An 8,783-nucleotide genomic window follows, 5' to 3' on the forward strand; every position below is an offset into this window, starting at 1 on the left:
GCTGGCCCGTGCGGTCACCGCCGGCCCGGCCTGCCTTGCTGTCGCGGACATCGACTGGGCCACCTTCGCCCCGGCCTACACCGCCGTACGCCCCAGCCCCTTCCTCGACCGCATCAGCGAAGCGCGTGCTGCGATCGAGGCCCACGCGCCCACCGCCGACAGCGGCCTGCAGAGCAAGTGGGCCGAGCGTCTGGCCGCCGTATCCGAGGCGGAACGGCAGCAGGCCGCGCTGGAACTCGTACGCGAGTCGGCGGCCTCGGTCCTCGGTCACGTATCGGCGGACGCGGTGCCCGCGGGCACACCGTTCCGGGACCTCGGGTTCGACTCGCTGACTGCCGTCGAGCTGCGCAACCTGCTCGGGTCCGCCGCGGGCCTCTCCTTGGCGGCCACGCTCGTATTCGACTACCCGACCCCAGCGGATCTCGCCGAGCACCTGGCGGCCGAGTCCGCGCCGTCGGGGGCGTCGGGGGCGTCCGGCCTCTCGGCGGTCATCGAAGAGATCGACCGCATCGAGCGAGCGTCGGAGACGGTGGGTGCCGATCCGCTGGCACGTACGAAGGTGGCCATGCGCCTGCAGTCGCTGCTCTCGAAGTGGAGTGCCCCGGAGTTCGACGAACAGCCGTCGGCGACCGGGGAGAAGGAAGACCCGGAGGACATCACCTCGGCCACCGACGAGGAACTCTTCGAGTTCATTCACCGCAACATCGGGCGACCCTCGAATTGATTTATAGCGTTTCTCGTCCCGGGCGCGGTATTACGTCATGCCGCGCCCGGGACTTTTTTGTACGGACAGTAGGGGGCGGGCGGGGGTAGTAGGGGTTTTAGGGGTGCGGCCCCATTCCCTCATCCGGGGATTCTCTCGACTTCGGTCGCGACCCCTATCCGCCCCCGGCCTGTGATGGGGGGTTTCTGGGGTTTCCGGTGCTGGGGCGCGACATATCCTGCGGAGCGGCGATCGCTTAGGCATGGGAAATCCCGCTCCAACTCCGTATGAAGAGGTTGCGTCCGATGGCGAAAGAAGAGACCCTTCGTGACTACCTCAAGCTGGTCACCTCCGACTTGCAAAAGACGCGCCAACGCCTGAAGAAATACGAGGACGCCGAGCAGGACCCCATCGTCATCGTCGGAATGGCCTGCCGTTTCGCCGGGGACGTCAGATCGCCCGAGGATCTCTGGGAGCTGGTCGCCGGGGAGCGCGACGCCATCGGCCCCTTCCCGACCGACCGTGGCTGGGATCTCGATGGCCTCTTCGACCCAGACCCCGACCGACCGGGCACCTCGTACGCGCACGAGGGCGGGTTCGTCCGCGACGCCTCCCGGTTCGACGCCGGCCTGTTCGGGATCTCGCCGCGCGAGGCGCTGGCCATGGACCCGCAGCAGCGCCTGCTCCTGGAGACGTCCTGGGAGGCCTTCGAGCGCGCGGGCATTGCGCCGAACGGACTGCGGGACCGTTCCGTAGGGGTGTTCACCGGCACGAACGGTCAGGACTACGCCACTCTCGTGCTCAACGCGCCCACGGACACCGAGGGTTACCTCGCCACGGGCAACGCGGCGAGCGTGGTGTCCGGCCGCGTCGCGTACGCCTTCGGCCTCGAGGGCCCGGCCGTCACCGTCGACACCGCCTGCTCGTCCTCGCTGGTCACCCTCCACCTCGCGGCACAGGCGCTGCGCCAGGGCGAGTGCAGCCTGGCACTCGCCGGTGGCGTCACGATCATGTCGACGCCCGCCGGCTTCGTGGAGTTCAGCCGCCAGCGCGGGCTTGCCGCGGACGGCCGGGTGAAGGCGTTCGCGGGTGCAGCCGACGGTACGGGCTGGGGCGAGGGCGTGGGCATGCTCGTCCTTGAGCGCCTGTCCGACGCGCGCCGCAACGGCCACGAAGTGCTGGCCGTCGTCCGGGGCAGCGCGGTCAACCAGGACGGCGCGTCCAACGGGCTGACCGCCCCCAACGGCCCCTCCCAGCAGCGGGTGATTCTCCAGGCGCTGGCCAATGCCGGTCTGACTCCGGCCGATGTGGATGCGGTGGAGGCACACGGTACGGGTACGAAGCTCGGGGACCCGATCGAGGCGCAGGCGCTCCTTGCGACGTATGGGCAGGGGCGGGAGTCCGGGCGTCCGTTGTGGCTGGGTTCGGTGAAGTCGAACATCGGTCACACGCAGGCCGCCGCCGGTGTCGCGGGCGTGATCAAGATGGTCGAGGCGATGCGCCGCGGCGTGCTGCCGAAGACGCTGCATGTGGACGAGCCCTCTGCACAGGTCGACTGGTCGGCGGGTGCGGTGAAGCTGCTGATGGAGGCGCGGGACTGGCCGGAGGCCGAGGGGCGTCTGCGCCGGGCGGGTGTGTCGTCGTTCGGCGTGAGCGGGACGAACGCGCATGTGGTGCTTGAACAGGCCCCCGAGGTGGCGGCCGCCGCCGAGAGCGTTGAGCCCGTTGAGCCGGTTGGTGGTGTGCCGGTGGTGCCGGTGCCGTGGGTGGTGTCGGGTAAGTCGGCGGCGGCGTTGCGGGGGCAGGCTGCGCGGCTGGCGGCTTCGCTGACGGATGAGTCGTCGGCGGATGTGGGGTTCTCACTCGCGACGTCGCGGGCGGCGTTGGAGCATCGGGCTGTGGTGGTCGGTGGGTCGCGCGACGAGCTGGTGGCGGGGCTTGAGGCTGTTGCCGAGGGGCGTTCGGCTACTGGTGTGGTTGAGGGTGTTGCCTCGGATGCGGGTCGGGTGGCTTTTGTGTTCCCGGGTCAGGGTTCGCAGTGGCAGGGCATGGCTCTCGAACTCATGGAGTCTTCGCCGGTGTTCGCGGCCAGGATGGCCGAGTGCGGGGAAGCTCTGGCTGCGTTTACGGATTGGTCGCTTGAGGACGCCCTGCACAACCGGGTCGATGCCGAGCGGGTCGATGTGGTTCAGCCGTTGCTGTTCGCCGTGATGGTGTCCCTGGCCACTGTCTGGCAGGACTGGGGGATCCGTCCCTCAGCGGTGATCGGCCACTCGCAGGGCGAGATCGCCGCTGCGTGTGTCGCCGGCGCATTGTCTCTGGAGGATGCGGCGCGTGTCGTCGCGCTCCGGTCGAAGGCGATTGTGGCGTTGGCGGGCAAGGGCGGCATGGTGTCGGTGCCGTTGCCGGTGGGCCGGGTGCGTGAGGAGCTGGCCGGCTTTGAGGGCCGGGTCTCGGTCGCGGCTGTCAACGGGCCGAACTCCGTGGTGATTTCCGGCGATGTGGAGGGCCTGGACGAACTCCTGGCCCACTGGTCCGGGACGGATGTGCGGGCCCGTCGTATCGCGGTCGATTACGCCTCGCACTCCGCGCATGTCGAGGAACTGCGCGACGAACTCCTCGACGTACTGTCGCCGATCCGCCCGCAAGCGGGTGAGATACCCGTCTACTCGACCGTGACCGGCCAGGTCGAGGACGGTTCCGCCTTCGACGCCGAGTACTGGTACACGAACCTGCGTCAGACGGTGGAATTCGAGACCGCGACGAGGAACCTCCTGGCCGGTGGCCATGGCGTGTTCGTCGAGTCCAGCCCGCACCCCGTCGTCAGTATCGGCATCCAGGAGACCATCGAAGACGTCGGCTCCCCAGCCATCACGGTCGGTTCCCTGCGCCGCAACCGCGGCGACCTCGACCGCCTCCTGACCTCCCTGGCCGAACTCTACGTCCACGGCGTGACACCAGACTGGTCCAGGATCTTCCCCGACGCTCACCGCGTCGACCTGCCCACCTACGCCTTCCAGCACCAGCGTTACTGGCTGGAGCCCGGTCCCGTCCGTCAGGGAGACATCACCTCGGCCGGTCTTGCCTCCGCGGATCACCCCCTGCTCGGTGCGGCAGTCGAACTCGCCCACGGTCAGGGTGCGTTGCTCACCGGCCGGATCTCTCTCGACACGCACCCCTGGCTCGCCGATCACGTCGTCGCCGGGCGCGTCGTCGTACCCGGTACCGCCCTCCTCGAGCTGGCGCTGCGCGCCGGGATCGAGACGGAGTGCGCCAAGATCGAGGAGCTCACCTTCGAGACCCCGCTCACCCTGCCCGAGCGGGGCGGCGTGTACCTCCAGGCCTCCGTGGGCGCCGGCGACGAGAACGGCCGCCGTGCCTTCCAGATCCACTGCTCTCCCGCCGACACCGCCGGCCAGTCGTGGACCCGCCACGCGGTGGGCACCCTCGTGGACACCGCTACCTCGCCGGCCTTTGGCTTCGACCCCGCCGTCTGGCCCCCGAGGGACGCGGAGGCCGTCGACATCACCGGGTGCTACGACGGCTACGCCGACCGGGACATCTCGTACGGCCCCGTCTTCCAGGGGCTGCGCCGAGTCTGGCGCCGTGATCAGGAGGTTTTCGCCGAGGTCGCGCTGCCCGACGGCGACGCACGCGGGAGCGCGGCGGACTTCGGGGTGCACCCGGCCCTGCTGGATGCCGCGCTGCACGCCAGTGGCTTCGGTTCCTTCGTGAACGATCCGGCGGTGGCGTGGCTGCCGTTCTCCTGCGACGACGTGCAGTTGCTCGCGGCGGGTGCGGCCGAGTTGCGCGTGCGTATGGTGTCGGCAGGCACGGACACACTGACCGTGGAGGTCGCGGACCGTGCGGGTGCCCCTGTCGCCCGGATCGGTGCACTCTCACTGCGCCCGCTGCCCTCCTCTCAAGGCGAAGACGCGAATACGACGACCGAGGACCTGCTTTTCGAGGTGAGTTGGACCGCTGTCGAGAGTGCCTCCGAGAGCAGTGCTCCTGGACAGCCGGTCCCGGTCGTCCGTACGGCGGAAGAGGCGCGACAGCTCATGGCTGCGGCTTCCGGCAGCGTGATGCCGGACGTGGTCGCCGCGGTGCTTGACGACGACACCGCACCGGACACCGCCTCCCTCGCCCATTCCTTCGCCCCTTCCCTCATCCACGCGCGCATCGCACGGGCGTTGGAACTGCTCCAGGTCTGGCTGACCGACGAGCGGTGCGCTTCGTCGGTCCTCGTCTTCGTCACCCGCTCGGCCACGGATGTCTGCGCGGGCGCGGGCGATCAGGGGGCTGTCGACTTGGCCGCCGCGGGCGTGGCCGGACTGGTCCGGTCGGCGCAGGCCGAGAACCCGGGCCGTTTCGTCCTCCTCGACGTGGAAACCGACGCGGACGTCGAGGCCCTGTTCCCCTCGCTGGCCGACTGGACCGCGCTCGGCGAACCACAACTCGCCGTCCAGGACGGTGCGTTGCTGGCCCCGCGGCTGGCCCGTTCCCTCTCCGAGGGGGTGTCTGTGCCGTGGGATGCGGACGGTGTGGTGTTGGTTTCTGGTGGTACGGGTGTGTTGGGTGGTCTGGTGGCCCGTCATCTGGTGACTGTTCATGGTGTGCGGCGGCTTGTGTTGGCGAGTCGTCGTGGTCCCGGTGCTGAGGGTGCGAGGGTGCTGCGGGACGAGCTTGTGGCGCTGGGTGCCGAGGTGTCGGTGGTGGCGTGTGATTTGGCTGACCGGGACGCGGTGTCGGCTCTGCTGGATGAGTTTCCGGTGTCGGCTGTGGTGCATGCGGCGGGTGTGCTGGATGACGGTGTGGTGGAGTCGCTGACCGCTGAGCGGGTGGGGGCGGTGCTGCGTCCGAAGGTGGATGCGGCGCTGGTTTTGCATGAGCTGACGCGCGATCGTGAGCTGGATGCTTTCGTGCTGTTCTCTTCGGCTGCCGGGGTGTTCGGTGGTGCCGGTCAGGGTGCGTATGCGGCAGCGAATGCGGTGTTGGACGGTCTGGCGCGGTATCGGCGTGGGCAGGGTCTGACGGGGCAGTCGTTGGCGTGGGGTCTGTGGGCCGAGGCCAGCGGGATGACCGGGCACCTCGACGACACCGACCACAACAGGCTTGAGCGCTCGGGCATGTACCCGCTGCCCTCCGACGAGGGCATGCGCCTCTTCGACCGGGCCCTCTCGCTCCCCGACCCCCTGCTGCTCCCGATCGGACTCGACCTCACCGCTCTGCGCGCCACCACCGCGCGTCAGGGCGGGGCCGTGCCGCCCCTGCTGCGCGGGCTCGTCCGCACGCCTCTGCGCCGCGCCGCCCAGGCAGCGGAGACCAGCGGCGCGACGAGCCTCGCCGAGACACTCGCCACGCTCACCCCGCAACAGCGCACGGAGCACTGTCTCGACCTGGTCCGCACCCAGGTGGCCGCCGTGCTCGGCTACGGCGACGCCAAGGGGGTGGGCGCTGCCCGCGCCTTCAAGGACCTCGGCTTCGACTCGCTGACCGCCGTCGAACTGCGCAACCGCCTCACCGCCCTCACCGGCCTGCGCCTGCCCGCAACCCTCGTCTTCGACCACCCCAACCCGTCGCTGCTGGCCGCCGAGATCGACGAACGCCTCTCGGGCGGCACCAGGCCCGGTGCCACCGCGGCCGCCGCACCCGCCATGGCGGACGAACCGATCGCGATCGTCGCGATGAGCTGCCGCTACCCCGGCGGCGTACGGTCGCCCGAAGAGCTGTGGGACCTGTTGCGCCGCGACGGCGACGCGATCGCCGATTTCCCGTCCGACCGAGGCTGGGACACCGGGCGCCTCTTCGCCGGCAACAGCTCCGACGCGCCCGACGCCCCCGGCACCTCGGCGACGCGGCACGGTGGATTCCTTTACGACGCGAGCGAGTTCGACGCCGAATTCTTCGGTATCTCGCCGCGCGAGGCCCTGGCGATGGACCCGCAGCAGCGCCTGCTCCTGGAGACGTCCTGGGAGGCCTTCGAGCGCGCGGGCATCGACCCGACGTCGCTGCGCGGCAGCCGTACGGGCGTCTTCGCCGGGCTCATGGGCCAGGACTACACCGCCCGCCTCCTGGGCACCCCCTCCGTCCTGGAGGAGCTGGAGGGGTACCTCGGCAGCAGCGCCGGCAGCGTGGCCTCCGGTCGCATCTCGTACACCTTCGGCTTCGAGGGCCCGGCGATGACCGTCGACACGGCGTGCTCGTCGTCACTTGTGGCGCTGCACCTGGCGGCGCAGTCGCTGCGGCAGGGCGAGTGCGACATGGCCCTCGCGGGCGGCGCCACGGTCCTGTCCACGCCCGGCCTGTTCATCGACTTCAGCCGCCAGGGCGGTCTCGCAGAGGACGGCCGCTGCAAGTCCTTCGCGGGCGCGGCCGACGGCACCGGGTTCGGCGAGGGCGTCGGCTTCCTCCTCCTGGAGAAGCTGTCCGACGCGCGCCGCAACGGCCACCAGGTCCTGGCGGTGCTGCGGGGCAGCGCGGTCAATCAGGACGGCGCGTCGAACGGGATGACCGCCCCGAACGGCCCGTCGCAGCAGCGCGTCATCCTCCAGGCCCTTTCCAACGCTCGCCTCGCGCCGTCGGACGTGGACGCGGTGGAGGCGCACGGTACGGGTACGAAGCTCGGGGACCCGATCGAGGCGCAGGCGCTCCTCGCGACGTACGGGCAGGGGCGGGAGCCCGACCGCCCGTTGTGGCTGGGATCGGTCAAGTCGAACATCGGTCACACGCAGGCCGCGGCAGGTGTCGCGGGCGTCATCAAGATGGTCGAAGCCATGCGGCACGGGGTCCTGCCCAGGACCCTGCACGCGGACGAGCCGTCCCCGCACGTGGACTGGTCTGCGGGCGCGGTGGAACTGCTGACCGAGCCGGTGGAGTGGGGAACTCGGAACGAGGGGCGGCCGCTGCGCGCGGGTGTCTCGTCGTTCGGCATCAGCGGTACGAACGCGCATGTGGTGCTGGAGGAGGCGCCTGCGCTGCCTGCGCTGCCTGCGGTTGAGCCGGTGGCTGGCGCTGTGGTGGGTGGTGTGCCGGTGCCAGTAGCGGTGCCGTGGGTGCTGTCGGGCAGGTCGGAGGCGGCGTTGCGATCGCAGGCGGTGCGGTTGGCGGCTGCGGTGTCTGTTGCGGATGAGTCGCCGGTGGATGTGGGTTTCTCGTTGGCGACGTCTCGGGCGGTGTTGGAGCACCGGGCTGTGGTGGTGGGTTCGTCGCGGGATGAGCTGCTCGCCGGTCTGGCGGACGTGGCCACGCGTGGGCCGGTGTTCACGGGTGGCCTGGGGTTGTTGTTTACGGGGCAGGGTGCTCAGCGTGTGGGTATGGGGCGGGAGTTGTATGCCGCGTATTCGGTGTTCGCGGAGGCCTTCGACGCGGTCTGTGCCCGGCTGGATGGTGAGCTGGGGCGGTCGCTGAAGGGTGTGGTCTTCGACGGGGATGGGGAGGGGCTGTTGGACCGTACGCGGTTCACGCAGGCTGCTCTGTTCGCGGTCGAGGTTGCCCTGTACCGGCTGGTGGAGTCGTGGGGTGTACGTCCTGACGCCCTGCTCGGTCATTCGGTCGGAGAGGTCGCGGCCGCGCACGTGGCCGGTGTGCTCTCGCTCGATGACGCGTGTGCGCTGGTTGCTGCTCGTGGCCGGCTGATGGATGCCCTGCCTGAGGGCGGGGCCATGGTCGCGGTCGAGGCGGCTGAGGGCGAGGTCCGTGCGGCTCTGGTCGAGGGTGTGTCGGTCGCGGCGGTGAATGGTCCGCGTGCGGTGGTGATCTCCGGTGACGAGGCTCTGGTGGAGCAGGTCGCCGCCGTACTCGCCGAACAGGGCGCGCGGGTCAAGCGGCTGTCGGTCAGTCATGCGTTTCATTCGGCTCGTATGGAGCCGATGCTGGAGGAGTTCCGTGCGGTCGCGGCCTCGCTGTCGTACGAGACCGCGCGTATCCCGGTCGTCTCCAATCTCACGGGCGAGATCGCGGGTCCGGAATTCTCCACTCCTGACTACTGGGTGAGGCATGTCCGTGAGGCGGTGCGTTTCGCCGACGGCGTTCAGACTCTCCATGCCCAGGGCGTGACGCGCTTCATCGAACTGGGTCC

2 protein-coding genes are annotated in these 8,783 nt (G+C 70.0%); both read left to right on the forward strand.

Going from position 1 to position 8,783, the window contains the following annotated elements; genetic code table 11:
• A partial coding sequence (locus tag ACGFN2_RS35755) for a phosphopantetheine-binding protein (RefSeq protein WP_393367142.1) occupies positions 1-724 on the forward strand: 724 nt, incomplete at its 5' end.
• A gap of 284 nt (positions 725-1,008) precedes the next feature.
• Positions 1,009-8,783: type I polyketide synthase (locus tag ACGFN2_RS35760; protein WP_393367144.1), on the forward strand; the 7,775-nt coding region annotated here is incomplete at its 3' end.

The sequence above is a fragment of the Streptomyces sp. NPDC048612 genome (genome assembly GCF_043199295.1).
Classification (GTDB): Bacteria; Actinomycetota; Actinomycetes; order Streptomycetales; family Streptomycetaceae; genus Streptomyces.